Genomic DNA, 26,761 nt, shown 5'->3' with positions numbered 1-26,761 from the left:
ACAGGCTATCGGGCGCGGAGTAGCATGCGCGCCGATCGGCGCTCGCCGCCCCTTTCCCGACCCCCTTCGAAGCAGCCATGCCAACGCGCAAACTCGGTCTCAACCTGGTGATCATAGTCGCGGTCGCCGCCCTGATCACCGGTCTGTGGGCACTGTACAACCGCCCCGTCAGCGCCCCGGACTGGCCGGAGCAGATTTCCGGCTACTCCTTCTCGCCCTTCCGCGCCGGGCAGAACCCGCAGCAGGGCATTTACCCCAGCGATGGGCAGATTCGCGCCGACCTGGAGCTGCTCACCCGGCAGACCGACAACATCCGCACCTACTCGGTGGACGGCAAGCTGGCGGACATCCCGCGCCTGGCCGAGGAGTTCGGCCTGCGCGTGACCCTGGGCATCTGGATCGGCACGGACCTCGAGCGCAACGAGCGGGAGATCGCCAAGGCCATCGAGATCGCCAACGACTCGCGCAGCGTGGTCCGCGTGGTGGTGGGCAACGAGGCCCTGTTCCGCCGCGAGATCGAGGTCGACGCCCTGATCGCCTACCTCGACCGGGTGCGCGCCGCGGTCAAGGTGCCGGTGACCACCTCCGAGCAGTGGCACATCTGGCAGGAGCACCCTGAGCTGGCCGAGCATGTCGACCTGGTCGCCGCCCACGTGCTGCCCTACTGGGAATTCGTGCCCATGGAGGACTCCACCGAGTTCGTCCTGGAGCGGGCCAAGGACCTGAAGAAGCTGTTCCCGAAGAAGCCGCTGCTGCTGTCCGAAGTGGGCTGGCCGAGCAACGGCCGCACCCGCGGCGGCGCCGAGGCGGACCAGGCCGAGCAGGCCATCTACCTGCGCACCCTGGTCAACGCGCTGAACGCCAAGGGCTACAACTACTTCGTCATCGAGGCCTTCGACCAGCCGTGGAAGGCCAGCGACGAAGGCTCGGTGGGCGCCTACTGGGGCGTGTACAACCTCGACCGCCAGGCCAAGTTCGCCTTCGAGGGCCCGGTGGTGGCCATCCCGCAGTGGCGCCTGCTGGCCGTGGCCTCGGTGGTCATGGGCCTGCTGGCCCTGGCCCTGATGCTGATCGACGGCAGCGCCCTGCGCCAGCGCGGGCGCACCTTCCTCACCCTGGTCGCCTTCGTCGGCGGCTCGGCCCTGGTGTGGATCGCCTACGACTACAGCCAGCAGTACAGCACCTGGTTCAGCCTGACCGTCGGCGGACTGCTGGGCATCGGCGCGCTGGGCGTGTTCATCGTCCTGCTCACCGAGGCCCACGAGCTGGCCGAGACGGCCTGGGTGCGCAGCCGGCGCCGGGCCTTCCTGCCGGTGCTGACCGATACCGCCTACCGGCCCAAGGTGTCGATCCACGTGCCCTGCTACAACGAACCGCCGCAGATGGTGAAGCAGACCCTGGATGCCCTGGCGGCCCTGGACTACCCCGACTACGAAGTCATCATCATCGACAACAACACCAAGGACCCGGCCGTCTGGCAGCCGGTCGAGGCCTACTGCGAGCAGCTCGGCCCGCGTTTCCGCTTCTTCCACGTCGCCCCGCTGGAAGGCTTCAAGGGCGGCGCGCTGAACCATATCCTGCCGTACACCGCGGCGGACGCCGAAGTGGTGGCGGTGATCGACTCCGACTACTGCGTCGACCGCAACTGGCTCAAGCACATGGTGCCGCACTTCCGCGACCCGAAGATCGCCGTGGTGCAGTCGCCGCAGGACTACCGCGACGGCGACGAGAGCAGCTTCAAGAAGCTCTGCTACGCCGAGTACAAGGGCTTCTTCCATATCGGCATGGTCACCCGCAACGACCGCGACGCGATCATCCAGCACGGCACCATGACCATGATCCGGCGCAGCGTGATGGACGAGCTGAAATGGGCCGACTGGACCATCTGCGAGGACGCCGAACTGGGCCTGCGCGTGTTCGAGAAGGGCTATTCGGCCGCCTACGCCCACCAGAGCTACGGCCGCGGGCTGATGCCGGACACCTTCATCGACTACAAGAAGCAGCGCTTCCGCTGGGCCTACGGCGCCATCCAGATCATGAAGGGCCACGCGCGCAGCCTGTTCCGTGGCGAAGGCTCGCAGCTCAACCGCGGCCAGCGTTACCACTTCATCGCCGGCTGGCTGCCGTGGATCGCCGACGGCCTGAACATCTTCTTCACCGTCGGCGCCCTGCTCTGGTCGGCCGGCATGATCATAGTGCCGCAGCGCGTCGACCCGCCGCTGCTGATCTTCGCCATCCCGCCGCTGGCGCTGTTCTTCTTCAAGCTCGGCAAGATCCTGTTCCTCTATCGCAAGGCGGTGGGGGTGGATCTCAAGCGCTCGTGCCAGGCCGCCATCGCCGGCCTGGCGCTGTCGCACACCATCGCCAAGGCGGTGCTGTACGGCGTCTTCACCAAGACCATCCCGTTCTTCCGCACGCCGAAGATGGCCAGCAACCACGGCATCCTGGTGGCCCTGGCCGAGGCCCGCGAGGAGGTGTTCGTCATGCTCCTGCTGTGGGGCGCGGCGATCGGCATCGGCTTCGCCCAGGACATCGGCAATGCCGACGTGCAGTTCTGGGTCGCCACCCTGCTGGTGCAATCGCTGCCCTACCTGGCGGCGCTGCTGATGGCCCTGCTCTCCTCGCTGCCCAAGCCGCAGCAAACACCGTAGGCTGGGTTAGCCGCACCGCGGCGTAACCCAGCGAACGCGGCTTCATGCGACACCCATGCTGGGTTACGGCCTGCGGCCTGACCCAGCCTACGAAACGGCGGCCTTGGGGTCGCCGTTTTGCTTTAGAATGGCGACCTTTTCGCCCATCGCCGTACCGGAGCCGCAATGACCGCCCTCTCCCCCACCCTCGAGCTCGCCTGCGAGCTGATCCGCCGCCCGTCCGTCACCCCGGTCGACGAGGGCTGCCAGGAGCTGATGATGCGCCGCCTGGAGGCACTCGGCTTCGCCGTGGAGCGCATGCGCATCGAGGACGTGGAGAACTTCTGGGCCCGCCGCGGCGGCGAGGGGCCGGTGCTGTGCTTCGCCGGCCACACCGACGTGGTGCCGACCGGCCCGCTGGACGCCTGGCAGTACCAGCCGTTCGACGTGCGCGTGGACGAGCAAGGCATGCTCTGCGGTCGCGGCGCGGCGGACATGAAGGGCAGCCTGGCGTCGATGATCGTCGCCGTGGAGCGCTTCGTCGCCGACCACCCGGACCACAAGGGCGCCATCGCCTTCCTCATCACCAGCGACGAGGAGGGCCCGGCCCAGCACGGCACCAAGGCCGTGGTCGAGCGCCTGCGCGAGCGTAACGAGCGCCTGGACTGGTGCATCGTCGGCGAGCCGTCGAGCACCAGCCTGCTCGGCGACGTGGTGAAGAACGGCCGCCGCGGCTCGCTCGGCGCCACCCTCACCGTCTACGGCAAGCAGGGCCACGTCGCCTACCCGCACCTGGCCAAGAACCCCATCCACCTGGCCGCCCCGGCGCTGGCCGAGCTGGCCGCCGAGCACTGGGACAACGGCAACGACTACTTCCCGCCGACCAGCTTCCAGGTCTCCAACCTCAACTCCGGCACCGGCGCCACCAACGTCATTCCCGGCGAACTGAAGGCGGTGTTCAACTTCCGTTTCTCCACCGAGTCGACCGTTGAAGGCCTGCAGCAGCGGGTCAATGCGATCCTCGACAAGCACGGCCTCGACTACCACATCGACTGGGCGCTGTCCGGCCTGCCCTTCCTCACCCAGCCGGGCGACCTGCTCGACGGCGTGGCCGCCGCTATCCGCGCCGTCACCGGTCGCGAGACCACGCCGTCCACCTCCGGCGGCACCTCGGACGGGCGCTTCATCGCCACCCTGGGCACCCAGGTGGTCGAACTGGGCCCGGTCAACGCCACCATCCACCAGATCAACGAGCGGGTGCTGGCCAGCGACCTGGAGCTGCTCACCGAGGTCTACTACCAGACCCTGGTCAAGCTGCTGGCATGAGTCTGCTCTGCCCCATCTGCCAGGAGCCGCTGAACAGCACAGGCAGCGGCCTGGCCTGCGGCAACCGGCACAGCTTCGACCGTGCCCGCCAGGGCTACTACAACCTGCTGCCGGTGCAGCACAAGAACAGCCGCGACCCGGGCGACAACGCCGCCATGGTCGAGGCGCGCCGGCGCTTCCTCGGCGCCGGCCACTACGCGCCGCTGGCCGCGCGCCTGGCCACCCTGGCCGCCGAGCGCCAACCGCAGAGCTGGCTGGATATCGGCTGCGGCGAGGGCAATTACACCGCCCAACTGGCCCAGGCCCTGCCCGCTGCCCGGGGCTATGCCCTGGATATCTCGCGCGAGGCGATCAAGCGCGCCGCGCGCCTGGCTCCGCAACTGACCTGGATGGTCGCCAGCATGGCCCGCGTGCCGCTGAGTGATGCCAGCTGCGAGCTGCTGGCCAGCGTGTTCAGCCCGCTCGACTGGAACGAAGCCAAACGCCTGCTCAAGCCCGGCGGCGGCCTGCTGCGCATGGGCCCGACCGGCGCACACCTGATGCAGCTGCGGCAGAAGCTGTACGACGAAGTGCGCGACTACGACGACCAGAAGCATCTGCAGCTGATCCCCGAGGGCATGCGCCTGGCCCACAGCGAGACCCTCAGCTTCGCGCTACCGCTGGCCGACGCCCAGGCCCGCGCCGACCTGCTGGCCATGACCCCGCACGGCTGGCGCGCCAGCGCCGAACGGCGCGCGGCGGTGATCGCCGAAGCCTTCGAAGTCACGGTGTCCATTCGCTACGATTGGATCGAGAAAATCTAGGGACATACCCATGCGCCAACCCGATATCGAGATCTATCTCAAGGACGCCGACCAGGACGGCATCACCGCCTGGCTGAACGAGGCCGTCGGCCCCTGCGGCGAGTGGCGCCAGCACGGCCAGACCTTCAAGTGCCTGGCCGGCGGCATCCCGGTCACCTTCCTGCCCAAGGCCGTGGGCAAGTGGCACAGCCTGCTGCTGGAGAGCGACGCCAGCCCCTGGGAGGACGACCTCGGCTGCGCCCGCGCCGCCTTCGCCGCGCTCGGCGTGGAAGTGCGCTGCTCCATCGGTGGCTGGAGCGAGGAACAGGGCGAGGAAGACGCCGACCGCTGGATCAAGGTCAATGCCGAGGGCGAGCAGGAATTTATCTGGCGTACCGACTGACTCCCCCCTGCCTCGGGCGGACCGCGCAGGGGGAGGGATCTATGGGCAACTCGCAGCCCCTCCCTCACCCCACCCTCTCCCGGAGGGAGAGGGGGCAGGAGCCTACACACCGAAAAGCAAAAGGCCCGTCGCTGACGGGCCTTTTGTCGTGCGCGCGGCGCAGGTCCTCAGACCTTGGCCACGTCCTCCGCCTGCAGGCCCTTCTGGCCCTGGATCACGGAGAACTCCACCTGCTGGCCTTCGACCAGGGTGCGGTGACCTTCGCCACGGATGGCGCGGTAGTGGACGAACACGTCCGGACCGCTATCGCGTTGAATGAAGCCATAGCCCTTGGAATCATTGAACCACTTGACGGTTCCGACCTCACGATCAGCCATTACCACTTCCCTCGATGCTCGATTTTATTGTTGGGCGGATCGGCGCAAACGTTCTTCTTCTTCTCTCCGACCCCGGCCAAAACAAGCATGGAGCGGTGTTCCGAATGGCGTCCTGATGCGACCGCCAAGCGAGTATAAAACAAGCGTTCGGCTTGCCAAGGGATTTTTCCGGCCGCCTTGCAAACCTACTCCGGCATGGCTTGCAAGGCATTTCACTCAGTTCGCGGCGAGCAGGTCGGTCAGCTTTCTGGCCAGGCTCTGGTAGTCGTAGGGCTCCAGGCGATAGGCCCAATCGCTGCGCCCAGGCAACTGTTCGGCCGGCAGGTCGCTGGCCTCGTCGAGCAGCAGCCAGTGCTGATCGCCCTTGCCGTACAGGCGCCCCTTGAGGCTCTTGCCGGCGAAGGTGGTGAGGCTGAAGCTCAGGCTCGGCTTGCCCTCGAAACTCAGCTGCGCCAGCGGCGCCGCATCGGCGAAACGCAGGTCGGCGAAGAACTGCGCCGGGCCGTTGGCCGCGCCGTCGAACGCCAGCTTCTTGCCCTTGGGCAGCTGGCGCACCTGCAGGTTGGCCTGCTCGGCCTTGTCGCGCTGCAGGGTCAGGCGTTCGCCACCGGCATGCTGCAGGTCGAGCTCGCGTACTTCGGCGAAGGGCACGGCGGCGACGCGCCGATCCAGCCACTCCAGCTCGCTCTGCGGCAGCTCGATGCGCTGGCTGACCAGCCAGCTCTGCGCCTCGCCTGCGCTGCGCACCAGCTGGCCGTCACGCTGGCCGGGCTTGCCGATCAGCAGCTGCAGGGTCTGCTCGCCCTGCTGCAGCTTGAGGCGCACGGCCTGCTGCTCGGCAGCGCCCTGCTCGGCCAGGCCCAGCTTGCCGTACAGCTCGGCATTGGCCGTGCGCGGCTCGACCTTGCGCGCCTCGCCCAGGGCCTTGAGCAGCCCGGCGACCACGGCCTGGTCGGCCGGGTAGTCGGCCTTGGCCGGCAACACCCAGCCCTGCTCGCGACGCTCGATACGCACCAGCGGCTGGCCGACACGCTGCACCTCGATGGCATCGACCCGGGCGCCCTGCAGCTGCGGCAACCAGGCCTCGGCCTGGGTCGGCGTCTGCGGCCGGCTCGCCTGGCTGGTGAAGTACCAGCCGGCCACCAGGGCCAGGGCCAGCCCGGCCAGAATGGATAGGGATTTGCGATTCATAGCCTTGCTCTCCTCACTCGGGAAATGGGCATGAAGACGGGAACAAAAGCAGGGGAAAGGGCCTCGCCCTCTCCCCCGCCAGGATCACGCGGCCTTGCGCCGGCGCCACAGCCACAGCGCCAGCACGCCGAGGGTCAGCAGCGCCGGCACCAGCAGGATATTGACCCGCTTGAGGGTACGCCCGAGCGCCTCGATCTCGGCGTTGAGCTGGTAGCGCACCTCGCGCAGCTCCTTGCGGATGCGCAGCTTCTCGGCGATGAACTGCTGCACCGCGGCCTGCTGCTCGGGCGTCAGCTCCAGGGCCTTGCTCGGGTCCTGGTTCTGCAGGGCGGCGAGCTTCTGCTCGGTCTCGGCCAGGCGCTGCTGCAGATCCTCCTCCTTGACCCGGAACTGCGCCTCGGCCTCGCGCTGCAGCGCCTCGACCACCTCGAACGGACGGCTGAAACGGCCGCGCGAGCGCACGCTGATCAGCGCATCGCTGCCGGACAGGTTGTCCAGCGCATTGATGGCGAAGCCGGCGTTGTCGGCGAAGGGCTGCGGCACGCGCTGACCGAAGAAGTCCTGCACCCGCACCCACATGCGGTCGCTGAGCAGGTCGGTGTCGGCCACGGCGATCACATTGATGTTGTCGGCGGATTTCAGGCCGTCCTTCTGCCCCTCGATGCCGTCGGGGAAGGCCGACTGCGCCGGGCCGCTGATGCGCGCGGCGATGGCGTAGCGCTCGCCGGTCGGCTCCAGGTCGCGGATCAGTTCCTCGGGGTTGCTCAGCATGGCGAAGCGCGCCGCGTCGAAGGGCATGGCGTACTCGGAGCTCTGCAGCAGCGGCACGAACTGGGTCTTGGCGCCCTCGATCGGCTCCAGGATGCCGCTGGTGGCGATATTCAGGGTCTCCAGGCCGGCGGTAGCCACGTCGTCCTGGTTCATCGCCCGCTGCGGCAGCGCCAGCCAGGCGGCATGCCGCGCCGGACGCTGGCCCTGGCCCATGCTCACCGCCAGCGCGTAGGAGCCGTCGCCGAGCACCTTGTCCGGCACCAGGCGCAGGCCCCAGGCCTTGAACAGCGGCGCCAGGTCCGAGGCCTTGCCCTGGTCGTCGCCCGGCATCATCGGCGCGGCGTTGTCGGCCTCGGCGAAGGGGTCGACGAACACCAGCAGCTTGCCGCCGCGCAGGACGAACTGGTCGATGGCGTACAGGGTCGCCTCCGGCAGCGCCTTGGGATGCACCAGCAGCAGCACCGAGACCTCGTCCGGAATCTTGTCGATGCCGGCCTTGAGGCTGTCGATCTTGAACAGCTGGCGCACTTCCTCCATCACCATCCAGGGCGCGGTCGGCTGGCGCGCCATCATGTCGAAGCCGCCATTGATCTGCAGCCCGGAGAGCAGGCCGATCACCGGCCGCTCCGGCTTGGCCAGGCCCTGCACCAGCTGGCTCAGCTGGTATTCGAGGAACTCCTCCTGATCCAGCGGGAAGAACGGGATGACTTGCTTGTCGTCCACCGCGTTGGTGCCGGCCAGGCCGAAGTAGATCTTGTCGTCGCCCTGCCCGGACGGCACGCCCTGCAGGCCGAAGGCGGCGGCGCGATCCTCGTCCTCGGAGAAGGGTTCGGGGTCGATCAGGTTCAGCCTGATCTTGCCGTGCGCCGCGCGCTCGTAGGCCTTGAGCATCTCCTCCACGCGCTGCGCGTAGTTGCGCAGCACCGGCAGATCGCGGGCGGCCTTGTCGGAGTAGAAGAAGTACAGGTTGATCGGCTCGTCGAGCTCGCCGAGGATGCGCTCGGTACCCTCGGAGATGGTGTAGAGCTTCTGCTCGGTCAGGTCCAGGCGCAGGTTGCCCAGGCTCAGAGCCGAGAGCATGTTGAAGGCCAGGAAGGCCACGGCGATCAGCAGCAGGCCGGCGCCGGAATACATCAGTTTCTTCATGGTCAGTCAGCCTTCTTCAGATCGACCACTATGGCGGTGGCGGCGAGCCAGGCGGCCATCAGGGAGACGAAATAGAGCAGGTCGCGCAGATCGATCACGCCCTTGCTGATCGCGTCGAAGCGGGTCAGGAAGCTCAGCGAGGCGACCGCGTCTAGCAGCCACTGCGGGGCCCAGGCCAGCGCGTCGAGCACCATCGGGAAACCGCTGACGATGAACAGGAAGCAGGCGCTGACGGCGAGGATGAAGGCGATCACCTGGTTCTTCGCCAGCGCCGACATGCACGAGCCGATGGCCAGATAGGAGCCGGCCAGCAGCCAGCTGCCGATATAGCCGGTGAAGATCGCGCCGTTGTCCGGCGCGCCCAGGTAGTTGACCGTGACGATCATCGGGAAGGTCAGCAGCAGGGCGATGCCGGCGAACACCCAGGCGGCGAGGAACTTGCCCAGCACCGCCTCGGCGCGGGTGATCGGCAGGGTCATCAGCAGCTCGATGGAGCCGGACTTGCGCTCCTCGGCCCACAGGCGCATGGCGATGGCCGGTACCAGGAACAGGTAGAGCCAGGGGTGGAAGTTGAAGAACGGTGCCAGGTCCGCTTGGCCGCTCTCATAGAAGCCGCCGAGGTAGAAGGTGAAGACCCCGGACAGCACCAGGAAGATCAGGATAAACACGTACGCAAGCGGGGTGGCGAAATAGCTGGCCAGCTCGCGCTTGAAGACGATGGGCAACTGTTTCATGCCGCCTCCCCCCGGGTCAGACTGCGGAACACTTCATCGAGCCGGCCGCGCTCCACGTCCAGCTCCTTGACCCGCCAGCCGCGCTGGCGGATCAGCTCGTTGACCTGCGGGAATATCACTTCGCCCGGCTTGGCCAGCAGGGTCAGGCTGCCCTCGGCGTTGTCCTCCACGCCGGCCACGCCCGGCAGGGCGGCCAGGGCGGCGCGGTCCAGCTCGCCCTCGGCCAGCAGGGTCACCGCCTGGTGGTAGCGCGAGCGGCTCTCCAGCTCCTGCGGGGTACCGTCGGCCACCAGCTTGCCGCCGGCGATCACCACGGCGCGGGTGCACACGGCCGACACCTCCTCAAGGATGTGGGTGGAGATGATCACTATCTTGTCCTTGGCCAGGCTCTGGATCAGCTGGCGCACCTGGTGCTTCTGGTTCGGGTCGAGGCCGTCGGTGGGCTCGTCGAGGATCAGCACCTTGGGATCGTGGAGGATCGCCTGGGCCAGGCCGACGCGGCGCTTGAAGCCCTTGGACAGGGTCTCGATGCTCTGCTCCAGGACTTTCTCCAGCTCGACCTGGGCGACCGCGCGCTGCACCCGCTGCTGCTTCTCGGCACCGCGATAGCCCCTGACTTCCGCGATAAATTCGAGGAAGCCGCGCACCGTCATGTCGCCATAGCAGGGTGCGCCCTCGGGCAGATAGCCGATCTGCTGCTGGGCCTTGAGGGTGTCGGTCTGGATGTCGTGGCCGAGGATGCTGGCGCTGCCCGAGGTCGGGGCCAGGAAGCCGGTGAGCATCTTCATGGTGGTGGATTTGCCGGCGCCGTTGGGGCCGAGAAAGCCCAGCACTTCCCCCTGCTGGACCTTGAAGCTCAGCCCGTCCACGGCCGTGTGCTGAGCAAAACGCTTGGTCAGGTTTCTTATTTCGATCATGGCCTCTCACCATCGCGATTGAGGCCCGCTCCCGGATAGCAGGCACGGGCCCGACTAAATGCCGGCCGGACTATAAGGAGTCGCCGGACGGCATTGCAAGACAACGCCAGGCGCGGAAAGTTGCGTGGTTTTTCCAGGCAGATGACCGGCAGATGACTTTTGCCGCCATGCGGTCGATGCGGCACACTATCGCCCCCGAGCAAATGCTCGCTTCACTGCTGTCAGCCGAGCCCGTATGACCCGCTCCCCCTTCCGCCGTTTCGCCTTCGGTACCCTGCGCCGCCTGCTGTTCCTCTGGGTGCGCTCGGAGACCATCAACCAGTCGTCCTTCAACCTGCGCCTGGATCGCAGCAAGCCGGTGTTCTACGTGCTGCAGCAACCCTCGGCGGCGGACCTGGCGGTGGTCGACCGCGAATGCAGCAAGGCCGGCCTGCCGCGCCCGGTGCTGGCGGTGGCCAACGAGCCGGCCGCGTTCTTCTACCTGACCCGCGAACCCAGCTGGTTCGGCGGCCACGACAAGCGCGGCGCGCCGCCCACCCTGCAGCGCCTGCTCGCCAGCCTGGACGAGCGCACCCTGGACGACGTGCAGATAGTCCCGGTCAGCGTGTTCTGGGGGCAGTCGCCGGACCGCGAGACCAGCGCCTGGAAACTGCTGTTCGCCGACACCTGGGCGGTGACCGGGCGCCTGCGCAAGCTGGCCGGCATCCTCATCCTCGGGCGCAAGACCCGCGTGCAGTTCTCCGCGCCCATCCACCTGCGCGAACTGCTCGACCAGGGCAAGGGCCGCGAACGCACCCTGCGCATGGTGCAGCGCATCCTGCGTGTGCACTTCCGCAACCAGAAGGCCGCGGTGATCGGCCCGGACGTGTCGCACCGGCGCAACCTGGTCAAGGGCCTGGTGCACGACCCGCTGGTGCGCCAGGCCATCGCCGAGGAGGCCGAACGCGAAGGCATCAGCCTGGAGAAGGCCGAGGCCAAGGCCCTGCACTACGGCAACGAGATCGCCTCGGACTACACCTACACCGCCATCCGTTTCCTCGAGGTGGTGCTCAGCTGGTTCTGGAACAAGCTGTACGAGGGCATCCAGGTCAACCACCTGGATGCGGTGCGCGAGGTGGCCCACGGCCACGAGATCATCTACGTGCCCTGCCACCGCAGCCATATCGACTACCTGCTGCTGTCCTACCTGCTGTTCCGCAACGGCCTGACTCCGCCGCATATCGCCGCCGGCATCAACCTCAATATGCCGGTGGTCGGTGGCCTGCTGCGCCGTGGCGGGGCCTTCTTCATGCGCCGCACCTTCAAGGGCAATCCGCTGTACACCGCGGTGTTCAACGAGTACCTGCACACCCTGTTCCGCAAGGGCGTACCGGTCGAGTACTTCGTCGAGGGCGGGCGCTCGCGCACCGGCCGCACCCTGCAGCCGAAGACCGGCATGCTGGCCATCACCCTGCGCAGCTTCCTGCGCTCCTCGCGCCTGCCGATCGCCTTCGTGCCGGTCTACATCGGCTACGAGCGTGTGCTCGAAGGCCGCACCTACCTGGGCGAGCTGCGCGGCGCGGCGAAGAAGAAAGAGTCGATCTTCGACATCTTCCGGGTCATCGGCGCCATCCGCAGGCAGCGTTTCGGCAGCGTGCACGTCAACTTCGGCGAGCCGATCAAGCTGGCCGAGTTCCTCGACGCCGAGCAGCCGGGCTGGCGCGGCCAGGATCACGGCGAGCAGTTCCGCCCGGCCTGGCTGAACAGCACCACCAATCGCCTCGGCGCCAAGGTGGCGCAGCACCTCAACGAGGCGGCGGCGATCAACCCGGTCAACCTGGTGGCCCTGGCCCTGCTCTCCACCGCCAAGCTGGCACTGGACGAGCAGGCCCTGGTGCGCGTGCTCGACCTCTATCTGGAGCTGCTGCGCCAGGTGCCCTACTCGCCGCACGCCACCCTGCCGCAAGGCAATGGCCAGGACCTGATCCGCTACGTGCAGAGCATGGACCTGCTGGCCGAGCAGAAAGACGCCCTGGGCAGGATCCTCTATCTGGACGAGCACAACGCGGTGCTGATGACCTACTACCGCAACAACGTGCTGCACGTGTTCGCCCTGCCGGCGCTGCTGGCCAGCTTCTTCCTCAGCAGCTCGCGCATGAGCCGCGAGCAGATCCTGCGCTACGTCGGCGCGCTGTACCCCTATCTGCAGTCGGAGCTATTCATCCGCTACCGGGCGGAAGAGCTGGAAGGCGCAGTGGATCAGTGGCTGCAGGCCTTCGTCGAGCAGGGCCTGCTGCGCCGCGAGGACGACATGTTCATCCGCCCGGCGCCCAGCTCGCGCCAGTTCGTCCTGCTCAGCCTGCTGGCCCGCGCCATAGTGCAGACCCTGCAGCGCTTCTACATGGCCACCGCCCTGCTGCTCAACGCCGGCCAGTACGCCCTGAGCGCCGAGGAGCTGGAGAACCTCTGCGTGGTGATGGCCCAGCGCCTGTCGATCCTGCACGGGCTCAACGCCCCGGAATTCTTCGACAAGAGCCTGTTCCGCCACTTCATCCAGACCCTGCTCGACCAGGGCGTGCTGCGCCAGAACGGCGAGGGCAAGCTCAGCCACCACCCGCAGCTGGCCGAGCTGGTGGAAGGCGCCGCCAAGCGCGTGCTGCCGGCCGAGATTCGCCTGTCGATCCGCCAGGTGGCGCTGGAGCGCGGCGAGGAAGCCACCGAGCCGGCCTGATGGCCGCAACCCACGACAAGGGCCGCAGTAGCGGCCCTTGTCGTTTGTGCCCGCAGCACGGACATAGCTATGATCGACAGCCATGTCCCAATCCCCCCCGCTCCGCCACCCCTGCCCGCCCGGCGCCTGCGACTGCGACCGCGAACGCCTGCTGCAGGAGCCCGACGCCGACCTGCGCATCCTGCGCCTGACCCGCCAGGAAGAGAAACGCTTGCTCGAGCGCCTGGAGAACCTGCAGAGCCTGGAAGACCTGGAGCACATGCAGCGGCGCATGTTCGAGCTGCTCGGCCTGCGCGTGCACATCGCCCCGGGCGCCAGCGAAGTGCGCAGCATGCGCGGCATCGCCATCCACCTGGAGCCCCTGCCCGGCCTGTGCCGCAAGACCCGCCAGGCCATCCCCGCCGCCATCCGCCGCGGCCTGGAGAGAAACCCCGAGATCGCCTACCGGCTGCTGGACGCGCACGACCTGCTGGGTGGTGCCTGAGCACCCTAGAGCAGTTCAGTCAGGCCTGGGCATCGTCCGCCGTCCATACGGCCAGTTCGTAGCCGTCCGGATCGATGAAGTGAAAACGCCGCCCGCCGGGGAAGGCGAAGGTCTGCCGACTGATGACGGCGCCGGCCGCCTCCAGCCGGCGCTGGGTCCGCTCGAGATCGTCGGCGTAGAGGATGACCAGCGGCCCGCCCGGACGCACCGGCTCGCCGCTGGTGAAGCCCCCGGTGAGGCGGCCGTCGCTGAACTCGCTGTAGCTCGGCCCGTAGTCGACGAAGCTCCAGCCGAACACCTCGCCGTAGAAGGCCTTGCTGCGCGCGATATCGCCGACGTTGAACTCGATGTTGTCGATCTGGCGGTCCCTTCCTCGAATGCTCATGGCGCTCTCCTGGTTGCTCGACGGCCACATCCTGGCACCGCATGCGCACCACCGGCAACCGCCTCGGCCATCCGTCCATTTGGCTCTGCCGCGCCACTCCATTACTCTCGCCCCATCCCTCCGCCACAAGGAATCGCCCCCATGCTTCGTCTCACCACCCTGGCCACCGGCCTGCTGCTGTCCGCCAGCGCCTTCGCCCTGTCCCTCGCCGACCTGACCCAGAGCGACGCCAGCGGCGGGCTCAAGGATGCCCTCAGCCAGGGCGCGCAGATCGCCGTCAAGCAGCTCGGCAAGCCGGGCGGCTTCAGCGACAACGATCAGGTGCGCATCGAACTGCCGGGCAAGCTGGGCAAGGCCGCGCAGACCATGAAGATGATGGGCATGGGCGCCCAGGTGGAAGAGCTGGAGAGCAGCATGAACCGCGCCGCCGAGGCCGCCGTGCCGCAGGCCCAGGCGATCCTGCTGGACGCGGTGAAGAAGATGACCGTGAGCGACGCCAAGGCCATCCTCGCCGGCGGCGACGACTCCGCCACCCAGTACCTGAACAAGAGCAGCCGCGAACAGATTCGCGCCCGCTTCCTGCCCATCGTCAAGCAGGCCACCGACAAGGTCGGCCTGGCCCAGCAGTACAACGCCTTCGCCGGCCAGGCCGCGGCCTTCGGCGTGGTCGAGGCGAAGCACGCCAAGGTGGAGAGCTACGTGACCGAGAAGGCCCTGGACGGCCTGTTCAAGATGATCGCCGCGCAGGAAGCGAGCATCCGCCAGAACCCGGCCGGCGCCGCCACCAGCCTGGCGAAGAAGGTGTTCGGCGCGCTCTGAGGCTCGACCATTGGCTGGGTTTCGCTGTGCTCTACTCACCTACCAATGCCTCCATGTAGGCTGGGTAGAGCACAGCGAAACCCAGCAACACGAAACTTCTCAGCTATCCAAGGATGGATATATGCCCGGCCACAGGCGCAGCTACCGTCGGGTCTATCAACCCGGCGGCACCTACTTCTTCACCCTGGTGCTGGCCGACCGCAGCCAGGACAGCCTGACTCGCCACATCGGCCTGCTGCGCAGCGCCCTGCTGGAAGAAAAGCACAGCCACCCTTTCGCCCTGCTCGCCTGGGTGGTGTTGCCGGAGCATCTGCACCTGCTCTGTCGCCTGCCGCCCGATGACAGCGATTACCCGAATCGTCTGCGCCGCTTCAAGGCGCGCTTTTCCAGAGGTCTTCCCGCCTCGGAAGCCATCGGCGATAGCCGCCGGAGCAAGCGGGAGCGCGGCATCTGGCAGCGGCGCTATTGGGAACACCTGATCCGTGATGCCGACGACCTGCAGCGCCATATCGACTACATACACTTCAACCCGGTGAAGCATGGGCGAGCCCGCAGCCCAGGGGAGTGGCCGCACTCCTCGTTCGCCCATTTCGTGGATAAAGGGCTGTATCCCTGGGATTGGGGTTCGCCCGAGTAGTGCGCCGGGTCCCGCGGTAATCCACCCCACAGACCGGGACCGCTGGGTTTCGCTGTGCTCTACCCAGCCTACCTCACCCCCACCGTAGGCTGGGTAGAGCACAGCGAAACCCAGCACCTCTAACAAGCAAACAGCAAAAAGCCCGGCATCCTGGCCGGGCTTTTTGTTTCGCGCCGTGTTTGGCGCGACCCCACTTCCTTGACCCTCAGAGAAAACGCGGGTCTGTCCCTCATTGTTCCGACTGACCGGGACTGCTGGGTTTCGCTGCGCTCTACCCAGCCTACCCCACCCCCGCCGTAGGCTGGGTAGAGCGCAGCGAAACCCAGCAACTCCAACGAGCAAACAGCAAAAAGCCCGGCGCGCTGGCCGGGCTTCTGGTCGAAAACGGGGGCTGTCCCTCATTGTTCTCTTGATCTATCCCCACTCACCAAATCCGCGCCGTTTTCGGTAATACCTGAAACACTTAGAAACCGTGGTCTGTCCCTAATTACTTGTAATTACTTGTACTTGCAGCCACATACACCTAAGCAGGAAGCCCTCGACGCCATCCAGCGCATGCCCGATACCGCCGACATGGAGGAGATCATGTATCGACTCTATGTGCTGGAAAATATCCGGCGTGGACAGAAGGATGCCGAAGAGGGTAAAGCCACGTCCGCTGAACAGGTGCTGCGAGATATTCACTCATGGTGAAGTGGACGGACCATGCCTTGGCCCAACTTCGTCACATTCACGATTACATTTCTTCAGGGTCTGTCCCTCATTATTCTGAGGGCAGGTAGGCTTTGGATCTTGACGTAGGACCGGCTAATGGGTGTCCCTAATTACTCTCTTCAGACCTTCCTTAGATGGCTTCAATTCCTATCGCGTTTATCAAGAATTCTTCCAGTGATGGGGCAATGTAACTTGCATCATCAACATCTAGGTCGCCAAATCCTACCTTATATAAACCAAAGCCATGATCTCCTGCCATCAATATCAGCGCAGAACCACCTTCATCGTCACCTATCGCCAAGGATGTAGGGATATTCTTCTGTACCTCATAGGCTTCATTCATTTCTAACACCCTAGCTGGTCCCCAGATACGAACATACTTCTGTTGATTTACAAGAATCTCCACATCTGTCATCTCACGAACAATGCGCAAATAAATATCTGGAATTGTGACTCCAGCCGATGATAGAAGCGATTCAATTTCCATAGTCGATGCTTGAGGTTTGTACGCCTCTATTTTGAATGCCGCATTGATGGGCAAGCTTTTAATCCCCATGATTCTCTCCGTTAATAGTCCAGTTTATGATAAGGAACATTTAGCTTTTCGAGCATTCTATACTGTTGTTCCAATACATTCTGAATGGTTGATTTCTGGAAACCTGCCGCCTTCATATCGCTGACGATATATCCCAGCTCATCTTGTAATGAAGAACCCCACTTTGCATGGCCTTCGGCTATCCGAGCATTGCGACGGGCATTCTGGGCCTGACTGATTATTGTATGAGGTAAACCCTTACCAGTTTCCAACGTAATTGTCGGCGCAAGTTCAGGGTCGTACCCATAGACTCCAAGATTTTCTTTTGCCCACTGTTGCTGCAACCCATGATGTGACTGAAGAAGTCCGCCATTGGGGCCATTACCTTTTGGCTTAGGTAGAGAGTCCGTGTGTGTCTTATTAAGAAGAACGAAGTTGGATTCATTTATGCTGCTTGGAGCAACTGCTTCATTTGGCGCGGTGATTTTTAAATTTATGCCCCCTCTTTGGCTGCTCGCATAAGAGGGTCCGCCTATGTCTCCAACCTCTACGCGATACCTGCCGAACTTGCTAATGACTCCGCCAGTCAACAGCCCGCCAAGGAGGGCTCCACCCTCTTGGGCTGGATTGTTATAGCTGAAGAGGGGGGTAATGTTATAAACCTCGGTTTCTCGGAAGCCAGCAAAGGTTCCCTCTTGAGCAAACAAGCTCTCGGCAAGCAGCGAGTACCCATCCAGGCTTGTTTTGACAGTATTTACACCACCATTGAATAGGTCTGGCCCCAAATTGATGATGGAATTATGTAGGCCGACAGCACCATGAGTTGGATTATTAAAGAGCCCGACACCCATGCTGGCTAAGCCGTAACCAGCCGCTCCGAAACCTCTCATGAAATGAGCGCCAACATAATAGAAGGGGTTGCTTTCCACGACAGCGTTGTCTTGCACAGAGAGCCAGTAGTCATCCATTGCGGCTCTGTTTTCAGCCAGCCATTTTTGCCCCGAATCGTCAAATGTTCCAGCCAGGGGAGCAAAAACGATCTCCCGTAGATTATCCGGCAATACCCCCCCGTTCTGGTCTGCCGCGCGGGCCAAATAGGCCAATTCTGCCCTTGTCAACGTATCCGGTTGCTCACCATTCGCCAGCATTCTCTCGAACTGGTTGGTCGCCAACGAGGCGGTTAATCGCTCTTCCTCGGTAGATTTCTGCATTCTCCCGACAATGGCATTACCCAGTGTATTGCCAAAGGCATCGGCGGCGATCTGGCCGTAGTGCGGGCGGGCGCCGCCGAACCATTTGTCTTCGATGGCGGCGGAGGCGTGGGCACTGAGCTGGTCACCGATCAATTTGCCGGGAAGCTTGTCTCCGAACGCGCCCCCTACATAGCCACCGATGTTCGCGCCGGCCACGGATGTGGCCATGCCGCTCCAACTGAAGGAGGTATTAAGTCCTACGATTCGGTTAGCCGCTTGGCTGCTGGCATAGTTGAACACTCCTTGTGCGCTATATCGCGCATAGCCAGTGCTGTTAACTGCGTTCTGCATCAAAGCTCCAAGTTGGCCGGTTCTCGCCAAAGAACCCAAGCCAGAGCCTATGCCTGCACTCAAGCCACTAACCGCAACCTGTTTCCAAGAGAACTTGTCCTGTACGCCCATAGCCATGCCGGCCAGCTGCGAGGCAGCGCTGCCAGCCATAGCCCCCACAATAGCTCCGCCAGCCAGTGCCCAGCCACTTAACCCGGCAGTAGTACCGAGCACACCGCCAGACAGGGCTGCTGCGCCGACAGACCAAGCAGAGGCAGTCCCAGCAGCGGCAGCTCCCGCCCCGGCTGCTGCACCCGCCCCAGCAGCCGAGGAAGCCGCACCAAACGCAGACGCAGCCGCCCCAGCGGTATAGATCGTGACCACAATCGCCACCACAATCATCACAATGCTCGACAACCCACCGCTCTTCTTCTTCTTCGGCTTCGGCGGCGGCGGTGCTTTGGCGCTGGGTGTAGTGTTGCCAATGACTTCGTTGCTGTCGTACGGCCTGAAGGTGGTCGCATCGTTGTGCGTGCTGCTAACCACGTTAGGGATTTTCAGGCTGTTGCCGGGGGTAAGCGGGGTGCTGGGGTCCAGGCCATTGGCGTCGGCGATCAGGTACCACATCTTCGCATCGCCCCACACTGTCTGGGCGATGCTCTCTAGGGTGTCGCCCAGGTTGACGACGTAGTTGCTTGGGGTGCGTCCGGGGTAGTCCGGGGAAATCGGTGTGAAGGTGTCGCTGATCTCCGGTGTGGAGGCATTACCGATGTTCGCGAGTGCGACACCTTGGTAGTACAGGTAGCTCTGCGCTACGCCTGAAGCCTCCTGGCGCGTAGACAGGCGTCCTTCGGCATTGGATGCGAGCCGGCGGGTAAAAACATTGCCGCCGGTGCCGATAGCCTGCTGGAGTTCGCCACGCAGAGAATAAGTGTAGGTCGTGGTGCCCGGCGAGCCGCCATTCGTTCGGGTAACTGTTGCTTTGCCGTCTTTGTATGTATCAAAAAGCTCATGGGTAGCTACATAATTTCCCCGGTGATTGATACTGCCATTAGAGTTATAAGAAACATATCGATAGGCCTGCTGATTGCCCGCGGCATCCAGCATGCCGACTTCATTAAAGTAGTTTGCTTGGGCGAGTCGCTGTGCGCTGTCATAAGTGAGCTGGGAAACCAGCTGACCGTCACCACGATAGGCGTAGCGCGTCGAGGAGTCGTTTGTAACCCTTGAGTTGATTCGATAGTTATGGGTTCGCTGAAATGTGGCGTTCCCGCGCTCATCGTAAGTCCTAGAATATTTGATCCGCTCAGTTTCTGAGCTTGGATATTCTTTAGATATATCCCGTGGAGCAACAGCCACTTGAGAAGTATCCGACCCGGTTGCCCCATTTAGTCTGCGCCCCACTGGGCGCCCTATAGTGGTTTCTAATTGCCCCAGGTCGTTGTAGCTGTAAATTTCAACTTCATAAAGGTGACCTACAGGATAGCTAAACCTCTCTCTGTCATAGGTATTATCTATGAAACCTTTCCATGTGTCGGAGGACATACGCTGGCCAATAGCGTTATAAGTCAGAGCATATCCCTTGGCATTTTTATTCCACCCCCCCAAATGCCCTGCTACTACTTGTCCGTTAGTACTGAGAAAACCTTCAGTAATAAGTGCTCGCCCCTCCAGGTCATATTTATACCAGTCATCGATCACCTTCTGGCTACCCGACTGGTTAGTTGTGTTCATATACACGCGCCGCCGATTACCCACTTCGTCGTAGTCATATTTCAGCGAATCCAACCGTGCGGTACTGACCAAGTTGTATTGGGTGCCTAGCGCCCCCACAAGTTGGTTGCCCGCAGGTGCTTTGACTTCTTTCAGGCGCCCCTGCTCGTCGAATTTATAGCGAGTCTCTGCACTGCTGTTCTGGTTGACGCCTCCGGCTTTGTAATAGCGCCCAGCGTTGATTTCCCGGATGCGATTGCCAGCTTGGTCGTATTCGTAGGTCGAAGTGCGTATGTCCTCGGCTGTAACGGTTCCGGACGCGTCTTTAGTAGTGACGCCCCCTTCGATGATGGCCTTGGTAAAACCGTTGGCGTAGTAGCTGTAGGTCTTGTCTGGGCCTGCACCGGAGGAAGTGCTCAGGCTCTCTTTAGTCACCTGATTGAACGCGTTGTAGGTATAGGTATATACCCGCCCAGCCAGATCCTTACGACTGGCCAGCCGGCCGAATCCGTCCGCAGTGTAGGTCCAGGTCAGGGTGTTGTTTAGCCCGTCGGTTTCCTTCACTTTGCGGTTGGATGTGTCGTACTCGAAGCTTTTTGCCACCCCCGATTCGTTGCGAGTCCAGGTGATATTCCCGCGCTCGTTGTAGACGGTGTAGCGGGTGTTGCCCATCACCCCGCTGGCGCTGCTGCTCCAGTCTGAATTGGCGACGCTCTTGAGGGTTTCCTCGACGGCGCTGGTACCACTGATTTCGCCATACAGGCGTCCGGCTTGGTCGTACTGGTTGGTCAGCAGGGTGACCTTAGCGCCGTTGCGCAGGATGCCGTGGCTGGTGTGGCGATTCATGGCGTCGTAACCGTCCAGGGTCACGGTGCCAAGGGCGTCTCTGGTGGCCACGCGATTGCCATGGGCATCGGTCAGGTAGGCACGGGTATAGCCCAGGGCATCGATATCGCGAGTCAGTTCACCCACTTGGTTGTAAACATGCTGGCGGGTGCGTAGCAGGGTGCTGCTGGCAACCCCGGTATAAGGCCCGACCCAGTCGGCTTCCTGGATCAACTGGCCGAGGGCGTCGTAGCGCTTCTCGTGGATCAGGCTGGCGCGGTAGCTGCTGCCGTTCTCGCGCAGGATATCGGTGGCCGGCAGAGACTCATGGGTGAGTTGATTATTGTGGTTGTAGGCGTAATGGCTGGTCTGCCCGCGCGCATCGGTGCGGCTCAGCACATTGCCCCAGCGGTCGTAGGTCTGGCGGATGATCGGGGTGGTCAGGGTCAGGTTGAGGTTGTTCAGGGTGTCGGCATTGAGATTGGCTTCAAAGGCCGGCAGGTGTTGTTCCAGGGTGCGGCCGAGCAGGTCGTTGCGCATATAGGTGATGCGGTCGTCGGCAGCGGTGCCCCAATCGCCAAGCACGGTGCTTTTGCTGACCTTGCCGGACAGGTCGTAATTGAACACCGTGATGGCACTGGTAGCATTGCCATGGGACTCGACCCGGCCAACTCTGTCGTAATTGAAGATTTCAATGGTGTCGCCATTGAGCTGCTTGTGGGTGACTTCGCCAAATCGGTTGTACAGTGCGCTGTCGCGCATCGACATCTGAGTGCCCCAGCCGACGGTGTACCAATCCACTGTGGCGGTCTGCTGGCCGAGCTTGTCGTACTCGAAGGTGCGGCGGATGCTGTGGTTCATGTTCATCGCTACACCAAAGGCGGGTAGCCACCAGGCACTCATGGTGACGCTGATCTGCCGACTCTCTTCGATACGGCGGCCGGCGACGTCGACCTTGTAGTGTTGCGCGGAGCCGGCTGCGTCGATCTCCTGGATCTCATAACCGGCGGCGTCGAAACGGGTGCGAGTGGTCTGGGTCAGGCCCGCCTGGACGTTGCCGTTGCCATCGCTGCCGGCCGCGCGGATTTCCCGGATGATCTGGCCGAAGGCATTCAGCAGGTAGCTGACGGTCGGCGAGGCCATCATCAGCCCGCTGAAGTCGCTCGCAAGGGGGTTCAGGGCACCAGCTTTGGCGGTCCAGCGCGCCGGCTCGATCAGTTTGGTGACTTGGCCCAGGGCGTTGTACTCGGTGGTGGTGACGTTGCCCAGGGCGTCGGTGGCGGTCTTGATATTGCCGACATTGTCGTAGGTCAGTCGGCTGTCGATCAGGTTGCCACGCACTTCTGTGGCGGTGACCACCCCATTCAGGTTGCTGGCGTCCTGTTGCCAGTACAGCACGTTCTCGCGGGTGGTCTGGATCACCCGGCCCAGGGCGTCATAGGCGTACAGGGTGCTGCGGTCGGCGAGATGGGTTGCCGGTGCGCTCGGCAGGCTGTTTTCGGTCCAGCTGGCCAGTTTGTTGACGTACTCGACCTGGCGGGTCAGTTGCCCGAGGGCGTCGTACTCCTGGCGGGTGTAATGGCCGAGGGCATCGACGCTGCCGATGCGCTGACCGGCCCGGTCGTAGTAATGCACACTGCTGGCGCCGGTCAACACGGTGACATTGCTGGCATTGCGCGCGACCTGGGTCTCGCGCACCAACTGGCCGAGGGCGTTGTAGCTGTAGAGCGTGGTCGGCGCGGCGGTGATCAGGCTCGAGGTGGCGACGTTGCCAGTGAATGTGTATATGCCGGTGTGGTTCTGTTGCACCGCGGTCTTACGGCCGAGGGCGTCGTAGCTGGTGGTCAGGGTGCGATCAAAGGTGGCATCCGGGATCAGAGTGGCGCTGTTGATATCGGCTTTGAGGTAGTAGCCCAGAGCCGGTACGGCCTTGGTTAGGGCATTGTGGTGACGGGTGGTCGTAAGCACATTGCCCAGCGCATCGTAGCTGTAGGCGGTCACGCCCATCAGCGCGTCGATATCGTGGGTCACCCGGCCGAGGATGTCGTAGACCTTGAAGCTGTCGACGAAGTCGGTGGCGACGGTGCCCGTGTTATTCACCCGCACGCGGTTGCGCACGGCATTGCCGAGGGCGTCGTAGGTGACTTCGGTGCTGACCCGGAACGTATTGGTGGTGCCGTCCGAGGCCTGGGTGTACTGTCCCGTCAGCTTGTTGTACCAGCCGGGACTAGTGGTGCGGATCTGCCGGCCAACGGCGTCGTAGGCGTAGCTGGTGGTGCGCGCCTGGCTGAGGTCGTCGCTGCTGGCCGCATCAGCCACGTTAGCACGCAGGCGACCTTCGCTGCGGCTGAGCACGTTGCCCAGGTTGTCGTAGCTGATCAGGGTGACGAGGCGTACCGTCTTGCCCGTTACGGCTCCTGCCGCATCGATGCTGGCCACGTACAGCGGTGGCGTGATCTCCTCGACCAGCCGATTGCGTGCGTCGTAGTTGTAGGTCCAGACATGGCCGTTCTTGTTGGTCAGGGTCGTGCGGTTACCCACCGCGTCATAGGTATAGCGCTCGACCTTGCCAGCGGCATCTGTGACGCTCTTCAGTTGGCCTATGGCGTCGTAGGTATAAGTGGTGCGGCGCGCCTGAGCGCCGACTTCGGGGAGCAGAGTCCGGTCGGATAGGCTGATATTGTCGAGATAGGCCGTAGCATCCTGGCCATAGTTGCCTTGCGCCGCATACGCCACCCAGCGTACCTGGCCCCATTCGGCAGCAGTCGCCGCCAAGTTGTGCTGCCAACCGGAGCTACGCGTTTGGCCCTTCTCGTACACGTAGAGAGTGGCGCCAGTAGCAGTCGTTTCCACCTCCAGCACATAGGTGGTGCTGAGTTTCGCCGTACCCAGGTTGCCACGCGTGGCATTCAAGCCGTCGCTGCCAGCCGCCTGTACCGAGAACACGCCGTTCATCAGGTTGGCGTAGAGGGAGCGGTGCTCCACCCCACTCTTACCGTTGTTGACCCCAACCATGAAGCGTCCTGCTGCCAGGCTGGCGCTGGTGAGTTCCTGACGGTAAACCAATCCGCTTTTGAATTCGCGGAGCTCGTTACCTAACGCGACAGGCCAACTGACAACTCCAGTTCGGCTATCCAAGGTGAGCCGTTCGGCTTCATGCCGAATTGCCGTACCTGCAGCCGCCAGATTCAAGCCTGCGGAATCCTTGGTCAGGTCCTGGCTCCACAGGCTGCACAGGGCCAGCTGCACGTCGTGCTCTGTGGCCACGGCCATGGGGTTGATGGCCTTGCTGTAGCGCAGGGTTTCAATGACCTTCCCATTGGCGTCGTAACGGCTCTCGCTCACTCCGCCTAAGGAGTCGATGACATAGCGCTGGCGGCCTGCGGCATCGTAGATATAGCGGGTGCGACGATCATTGCTCGAGGGCTGCAGCAAGGGCTGCATGGCCGCCTCGGTGGCGGGAGCCTGCGCAGCCAGGCTGATTTCACCGACCAAGCCCGTGCCACGAATCAAGAATGCACTCACCGAGAGCAGCTCGGCATCCGGCTCCAACGCCGCCAGGTCGGCCTTCAAGTCCCGGTCTATACGTTGCCAGCTGCCATTGGCGACGTTGCCCAGATAATGGTGCAGGTAGCTGCTGGCACTGCTATTGATGTGAGGCGCTGTAGTGCCTGGTCTATAGGTCAGGTAGCGGAGCCCCTTGTTGGTCTGCACACTGACGTAGACGGTAAAGCTCTCACTGTACTTCAGGTCCCAGCTCAGCTGGCTTGAGACGCTGCCCCAGGGGGTTTTGTTGCTGTCCTTCCACAGGCGATAACCGCTCGCCTGCGCGTTGCCGGTCAAGCTCACCACATGCTCGTCACGCTCGGCGTCGTAAACACGGGTGATAGTGCCGCCACCGGTAGCCTCATGGGCGGTGTAGACCTCCCAAGCAGCGATGCTGCCGCCGACGCTCTGATAGCGTTCGGCCAGACGGTTGGCGTACTGCACGCTCTCGATCACCCGCCCATTGGCGTCGTAACGGTTTTCGCTCACCCCTCCCAATGCATCGACGGTATAGCGTAGCTGGCCCACCGCATCGTAGACGTAGCCCGTGCTGTTTCCTGCTGCATCTAGCTTACGAATGACCTGGTCGTTCTTGTTGTACACGTAGCGGGTGGTCAGGTTCAGCCCATCCGGATCCACACGCTCGGCGGTTCGCCGCCCCAAGTTATCGAACTCATACCGAGTCACCTGCTGGTTCGGCGCCGCCACCGTGCCGCGGCTGACTTGCAGCTGGCGGCCCAGGCCGTCGTACTGGTAGGTGGTGCTGAGCTGCAGGCCATTCGGGTCCTGGATCACTTGCAGCAGCTGATCCTGGGCGTCGTAGCGGTAGTCGGTGATGCGCTGCGCGGCCGTGCCCTCGGCCTCGGTGACGCGCATCTTGCGGCCCAGGCCGTCGTAGGCGTAGCGGGTCACCGTGCCCAGCGCGTCGGTGCTGGTCAGGGTGCGCCCGTTGACGTCGTAGCTGTAGCGGGTGACGTTGCCGGCGGCGTCGGTGACGCTGGTCTTGAAGCCGCTCTTGGCGTCATAGGCATGACGGGTGACCTGGCCCAGGGCGTTGGTGCTGGTCAGCAGTTGGCCGTCTTTGTTGTAGCTGTAGGTGGTGCTGTTGCCGTTGCCATCGGTGACGCTGAGGGTCTCGCCATGGCGGTTGCGGGTGGTGACCACCTGCACGCTGCCCGGCAGGGTCTGGGTCAGGCTGCGGTTGGCGTCGTCGTAGTGATACGAGGTGACCCGGCCCAGGGCGTCGGTCTGGCTCAGCACGCGGGCAAAGGCGTCGTACTCAGTACTTTGGCTCTGGTTCAGCGGGTTGGTCGTGACGACTACCCGGCCGCCGTGGTCGTAGCGGATGCTGCTGGTCAGGCCGCGGCCGTCGGTGCGGGCGATCACCCGGCCAAAGGCGTCGTACTGGGTGGCCGTGCTGCGCGCCAGGCCGCCGATATCCTCAACCGTATCGATAAGCTCGCCGCGCTTGTTGTAGGCCAGCCAGGTCGTACTGGTCTTCGGCGTCGCCCCCTGATTGATGGTGCGGGTGATGGCGTTCTGCTCGCCGAAGCGGTTGTAGCCATAGGTGGTGACATAGCCCAGGGCGTCGCGGCTGCTGCTCAGCTGGCCGCGGCGGTCGTAGCTGTAGGTCTGGGTGCTGTTGCCGGCATTGCTGCGCATGGCCTGGGTCAGCGCCGACAGCGGGGTGGTCAGCAGGCCGCCGGTGAGGCCGGCGGTGTCGCTGATGCGGTCCAGGAAGCGGGTGCGGCTGAGCACCTCGCCAAAGGCGTTGTAGGCGGTCTCGCTGACTTCGCCGAGCGTGTTGACGGTGTGGGTCAGGCGCCCGGCGGCATCGTAGTAGGACAGCAGGGTGTTGCCGGCGGCGTCGCTGACGCTGAGCTGGCGACCGGCTTCGTCGTAGCTGTAGGTCAGGCCGTACTGGGCGTAGGTGGCCTGGATCTGCGCCTCGCTCATGCCGGCCGTGAGGCGGCTGGCGCCTTCGCCGCTGAGCTTGCCCAGGGTCTGGCCGAGGGCGTCGTAGCGCCAGGCGCTGCTGCGGGCTTCGGCAGTGCCCTGGGCGCGGATCTCGCGCACCAGACGCCCGGCGCTGTCGTACTCATAGGCGGTGACGCTGCCGTCGATCGCGATGCGCTGGCTGACCCGGCCGTAGCTGTCATAGACCGTGGTGCTGGTCTGCTGGGCTCCGCCGGCCACGGCCGCGCGGATCGTGGCGAAGCCGGTGCCAGTGCCGATTGCCGCAGTATGGCGCGTGGCGTAACGCATGCTCTGCTGGCGATTGCTAGCCTCGTCGTACACCGTTTCGCTGACGAAGCCCTGCTCGTCGACGCTGCCGATCTGGCGCCCGGCGCCGTCGTAGAAGTACCAGTTGCTCAGCGCGCCGCTGGCGGCCGGGCGCAGTTGTTCCAGGCTGCCCTCGGCGCGCAGGCCCTCGGCGCTGGCCAGGGCATAGCGGATGCTCTGCTGCAAACGGCCGCTGGCGTCGTAGCGGTTCTCGCGCAGGTAGCCTTCGCCATCCAGTGCTGCGGCCACGCGGCCGTCGGCGTCGTAGAAGGTGCGGCTGATGCGCTCGCCGCTCTGGCTCTGGATCAGC

The 26,761-nt window shown here is 63.9% G+C and carries 17 protein-coding genes; 9 read left to right on the top strand and 8 right to left on the bottom strand.

Translation table 11 applies throughout. The features are described from left to right. Positions 1-77: 77 nt before the first annotated feature. From AAFN46_RS03850 to AAFN46_RS03835, 4 genes are all read left to right on the top strand, one after another. Positions 78-2,651 (top strand): glycosyltransferase, encoded by a 2,574-nt coding sequence (locus tag AAFN46_RS03850; RefSeq protein ID WP_347807372.1) that lies wholly within the window; start codon positions 78-80, stop codon positions 2,649-2,651. A 165-nt stretch (positions 2,652-2,816) separates the two neighbouring features. Beyond that, a complete protein-coding gene (gene dapE / locus AAFN46_RS03845) occupies positions 2,817-3,956 on the top strand; it encodes a succinyl-diaminopimelate desuccinylase (RefSeq protein WP_347807371.1) in 1,140 nt (379 codons plus the stop codon). Next, the gene (locus AAFN46_RS03840) at positions 3,953-4,759 is read left to right on the top strand and encodes a putative RNA methyltransferase (RefSeq protein WP_347807370.1); all 807 of its coding nucleotides are present in this window, start codon (positions 3,953-3,955) and stop codon (positions 4,757-4,759) included. The genes dapE and AAFN46_RS03840 overlap by 4 nt, the downstream gene beginning before the upstream one ends. Positions 4,760-4,769: 10 nt before the next feature. Next, positions 4,770-5,141 (top strand): hypothetical protein, encoded by a 372-nt coding sequence (locus AAFN46_RS03835; RefSeq protein ID WP_347807369.1) that lies wholly within the window; start codon positions 4,770-4,772, stop codon positions 5,139-5,141. A gap of 167 nt (positions 5,142-5,308) precedes the next feature. Here AAFN46_RS03835 and AAFN46_RS03830 read toward each other — a convergent pair whose 3' ends face one another. The 5 genes from AAFN46_RS03830 to AAFN46_RS03810 all read right to left on the bottom strand — a co-directional run bounded on the left by AAFN46_RS03830 (position 5,309) and on the right by AAFN46_RS03810 (position 10,277). After that, a complete protein-coding gene (locus tag AAFN46_RS03830; RefSeq protein ID WP_347807368.1) occupies positions 5,309-5,518 on the bottom strand; it encodes a cold-shock protein in 210 nt (69 codons plus the stop codon). Positions 5,519-5,734: 216 nt separating this feature from the next. Beyond that, positions 5,735-6,709, bottom strand: coding sequence for a DUF4340 domain-containing protein (locus AAFN46_RS03825; RefSeq protein ID WP_347807367.1), 975 nt, complete (start codon positions 6,707-6,709; stop codon positions 5,735-5,737). 84 nt (positions 6,710-6,793) lie between these two features. Continuing rightward, positions 6,794-8,626, bottom strand: a complete 1,833-nt coding sequence (locus AAFN46_RS03820) for a Gldg family protein (RefSeq protein ID WP_347807366.1) — start codon at positions 8,624-8,626, stop codon at positions 6,794-6,796. Between the two features lie 2 nt (positions 8,627-8,628). Continuing rightward, positions 8,629-9,360: an ABC transporter permease subunit gene (locus AAFN46_RS03815; RefSeq protein WP_347807365.1), complete on the bottom strand. Its 732-nt coding sequence runs from the start codon at positions 9,358-9,360 to the stop codon at positions 8,629-8,631. Beyond that, the gene (locus AAFN46_RS03810) at positions 9,357-10,277 is read right to left on the bottom strand and encodes an ABC transporter ATP-binding protein (protein WP_347807364.1); all 921 of its coding nucleotides are present in this window, start codon (positions 10,275-10,277) and stop codon (positions 9,357-9,359) included. The genes AAFN46_RS03815 and AAFN46_RS03810 overlap by 4 nt, the downstream gene beginning before the upstream one ends. 235 nt (positions 10,278-10,512) lie before the next feature. On the opposite strand from AAFN46_RS03810, the gene plsB reads away from it, so the two are divergent. Both plsB and AAFN46_RS03800 read left to right on the top strand, forming a co-directional pair. Further along, a complete protein-coding gene (gene plsB / locus AAFN46_RS03805; protein ID WP_347807363.1) occupies positions 10,513-12,987 on the top strand; it encodes a glycerol-3-phosphate 1-O-acyltransferase PlsB in 2,475 nt (824 codons plus the stop codon). A gap of 82 nt (positions 12,988-13,069) precedes the next feature. Continuing rightward, complete coding sequence (locus AAFN46_RS03800) at positions 13,070-13,471, top strand: hypothetical protein (RefSeq protein ID WP_347807362.1); 402 nt, start codon at positions 13,070-13,072, stop codon at positions 13,469-13,471. Between the two features lie 19 nt (positions 13,472-13,490). Here AAFN46_RS03800 and AAFN46_RS03795 read toward each other — a convergent pair whose 3' ends face one another. Further along, a complete protein-coding gene (locus AAFN46_RS03795; RefSeq protein ID WP_347807361.1) occupies positions 13,491-13,856 on the bottom strand; it encodes a VOC family protein in 366 nt (121 codons plus the stop codon). Between the two features lie 141 nt (positions 13,857-13,997). On the opposite strand from AAFN46_RS03795, the gene AAFN46_RS03790 reads away from it, so the two are divergent. The 3 genes from AAFN46_RS03790 to AAFN46_RS03780 all read left to right on the top strand — a co-directional run bounded on the left by AAFN46_RS03790 (position 13,998) and on the right by AAFN46_RS03780 (position 16,005). Then, positions 13,998-14,675, top strand: coding sequence for a DUF4197 domain-containing protein (locus AAFN46_RS03790; protein ID WP_347807360.1), 678 nt, complete (start codon positions 13,998-14,000; stop codon positions 14,673-14,675). Positions 14,676-14,796: 121 nt separating this feature from the next. After that, a complete protein-coding gene (locus tag AAFN46_RS03785; RefSeq protein WP_347807359.1) occupies positions 14,797-15,312 on the top strand; it encodes a transposase in 516 nt (171 codons plus the stop codon). A 555-nt stretch (positions 15,313-15,867) separates the two neighbouring features. Further along, on the top strand, positions 15,868-16,005 hold the full coding sequence (locus AAFN46_RS03780) for a hypothetical protein (RefSeq protein ID WP_347807358.1): 138 nt from the start codon (positions 15,868-15,870) through the stop codon (positions 16,003-16,005). 151 nt (positions 16,006-16,156) lie between these two features. Here the strand turns inward: AAFN46_RS03780 and AAFN46_RS03775 are convergent, their stop codons facing one another. Continuing rightward, entirely contained in the window at positions 16,157-16,582 is a 426-nt protein-coding gene (locus tag AAFN46_RS03775; protein ID WP_347807357.1) for a hypothetical protein, read from the bottom strand. Between the two features lie 11 nt (positions 16,583-16,593). Further along, positions 16,594-26,700 (bottom strand): LysM peptidoglycan-binding domain-containing protein, encoded by a 10,107-nt coding sequence (locus tag AAFN46_RS03770; RefSeq protein ID WP_347807356.1) that lies wholly within the window; start codon positions 26,698-26,700, stop codon positions 16,594-16,596. Positions 26,701-26,761 lie beyond the last annotated feature (61 nt).

The organism is Pseudomonas sp. CAU 1711 (assembly GCF_039888625.1).
Taxonomy (GTDB): domain Bacteria; phylum Pseudomonadota; class Gammaproteobacteria; order Pseudomonadales; family Pseudomonadaceae; genus Aquipseudomonas.
Note: the sequence above shows the minus strand (reverse complement) of the source record. Positions and strands in the feature narration are given on the sequence as shown.